Raw genomic sequence first — 2,584 nt, 5'->3', positions numbered from 1 at the left:
AACTACCGCCACCCTAAAGGGTGCCAGCTTGCAACTGCCCAGCAGTACTAACGGCTTCTAGCCTCCTGCCTTTAATTCCTGCAGTTTCCTTCTATGGACTTGCAGATGGCGTTACATCGTGGGGCAATTGACTGTGCCCCAGACTGTCAGAATTTATCCAACAACCTTTTTTATCTTATCTACCCCTCTCTGATAGATATTCATTGCCCCTATTCTGTCATCATTGCTTCTATAACCACAATGCTTACATGTATACATTCTCTTACTCCTGTCTCTTGCGCTCTTTTCGATATGATGGCAGATAGGACAGATCTGGGATGTATACCTTGGATCTACATAAATCACAGAATCTCCAGCAAGCCTTGCCTTATATTCGAGTTTCTCTTGGAAATCATAATAAGGCCATGAGACACTGATGTATCTGTTTTTTCTTTTGACCTTTGTAGTTGCTGCTCTTACACCTGAGAGGTCTTCAAGGACGAATGTTGTTCCTCTTTCCGCTTTGGCTACGAGTGTCTTTGCCAATACATGGTTCATGTTATTGACATAGCGGTTTTCTCTTTTACCGATAGCCTTGAGCCTTCGCCTGGAAGATGATGTATTTCGCTTCTGCAAAGATTGCCTTACAGCTTTATATTTAGCTCTCGTTTCCTTTAGCTTTGTTCCACTGTAGAACTTTGTTTTCTCGCCATCGTATGTAACTGCATGATTTATTATCCCCCTGTCTATTCCAACAACCTTATTATCATCAAAACAGAACTCTGGAGAATCCAGCTTTATCGAGGTATACAAATATGCCTTGTTTTTAGAGATGACAAGCTTTGCTCCTCCAAACCTTGTGCTTTCATTTATATATCGTTCATATCCCTTTGCAGAGAATGGCACCTTTATCCTCTTATCAAGGGTATTAAGAGAGACAATGCCTTTACTAATGTTAATAGACCAATCACGATTAGCCACAAAATCACATTGAGAAATAGAGAATGATACAGGTTTATTCAAATCAGCTCTCTTCTCCGGACTATACTTGCCAGCAACAGTTCTTGTAACAGATATTGCCATCTGCGATTTTAATCCAAGCTCTGAACGAAGATAAGTATAGCTCATCTTCTGAAGGTTGATTCTGTTATATTCCCCCTGATGGAAAGCAAGGTTTGAGACATAATTACAGGCGTCTCTATATGCATCAGAAACGTCTTGAAGAAGCTTAAATTCATCTTCAGACACATGCAATAAGAGTTTAGCTGTAATTACTGTTTCCATATTAGTATTATACTACTTTATTACTTATGATACAAGTCTTTACGCAATTCCTTCGCCTCCTTAAAAGGAGGCAACTTCCTTGCGTGTTTTCATGTGAAAAAGTTCTATCATCTTCATGAAACGATGCATATAGTGGTGTTAGATAATCGTAGTAACCAAGTACACCATCATTTAATGCTATTTTAAACTCAATAGTTTTATTAATACACTTTGTGACTAAATATAAATATGCAGGAAAGAACTTAAGCTTTGCTTGTCTTAATGTATCTTTTAGTTTTTTAGCATCAATATCAACAGTTAAAGAATAACCAGTTGGTGCCATTTTAGAAAAATAAAAAAACACTTCCCTTCTCTTCCAATTATTAAAATCAATAGGTGTAAAATTCATATTAATCTCCAAACCTATCGTAACACTAAAATAAAAGCATAAAGCTCTACTCTTAGTAGAATTAACTAATATATATAAGATAATAATAGTAGCTCTTCATTTGAAGAATCATACTTATTAAGAAACATCACAAAATAAATTTTTTGGTGAATACTTTCTTCCAATGGTTTTATTTCATTAAAAAAAGAAGTTTTAATAAGCAAAAAGAAAGGGAGCTCCGAAGAACTCCCTTTGACTTCTAGGTAATATCCTATATTAGAGGATTTCACCCATGACTGCACCACACTTCTCGTAGAATGCAAGTCTTTCCTTAGCATCTGCTGCTGCCTTTGTGAAGAGATCATCAGCTTCGCTTGGGTTAGTCTTATATAGTGATGAGTAACGAACCTCACCCTTAATGAAGTCAACATAGTCGCTTGTAGCTGGCTTTGTTTCCCATGTGAACTTCTTACCTGCTTCGCCGTTTGGGTTGAAGCGGTAAAGTGGCCAGTAACCAGCCTCAACAGCCTTCTTAGCCTCAACCTGGCTGAAGCGCATGTTGATACCGTGGTTGATACATGGAGCATAACAGAAGACGATTGAAGGACCATTGTAAGCAACAGCTTCCTGGAGACACTTCTGAGCCTGCTGTCTGTTGTAACCAAGAGCACAAGAAGCAACATATACATAACCATAGCTCATGCACATGAAGCCCATGTTCTTCTTACCAAGCTTCTTACCAGAGTTAGCGAACTTAGCAACTGCTGAGATAGGAGTTGACTTAGAAGCCTGTCCACCTGTGTTAGAGTATACTTCTGTATCGAGTACGAGGATTGTAACGTTCTTACCAGAAGCAACAACGTGGTCAACACCACCGTAACCAATATCGTATGCCCAACCATCACCACCGATGATGAGAACGTTCTTCTCTGCGAAGTAATCCTGGAGCTCTAC

Annotated in this window: 3 protein-coding genes; all 3 read right to left on the bottom strand. The window is 38.8% G+C overall.

Annotated elements, in window-relative coordinates; genetic code table 11:
- Positions 1–153: 153 nt before the first annotated feature.
- A complete protein-coding gene (locus SOY52_RS05540; RefSeq protein ID WP_320847975.1) occupies positions 154–1,263 on the bottom strand; it encodes a transposase in 1,110 nt (369 codons plus the stop codon).
- Between the two features lie 7 nt (positions 1,264–1,270).
- Positions 1,271–1,651 (bottom strand): CatA-like O-acetyltransferase, encoded by a 381-nt coding sequence (locus tag SOY52_RS05535; RefSeq protein ID WP_320847974.1) that lies wholly within the window; start codon positions 1,649–1,651, stop codon positions 1,271–1,273.
- 255 nt (positions 1,652–1,906) lie between these two features.
- A partial coding sequence (locus tag SOY52_RS05530; protein ID WP_320847973.1) for a thiamine pyrophosphate-dependent enzyme occupies positions 1,907–2,584 on the bottom strand: 678 nt, incomplete at its 5' end.

Origin of the sequence: Bullifex sp. (assembly GCF_034103065.1) — a bacterium.
GTDB lineage: Bacteria > Spirochaetota > Spirochaetia > Sphaerochaetales > Sphaerochaetaceae > Bullifex.
This window is presented reverse-complemented; position numbering and strand designations above follow the sequence as displayed.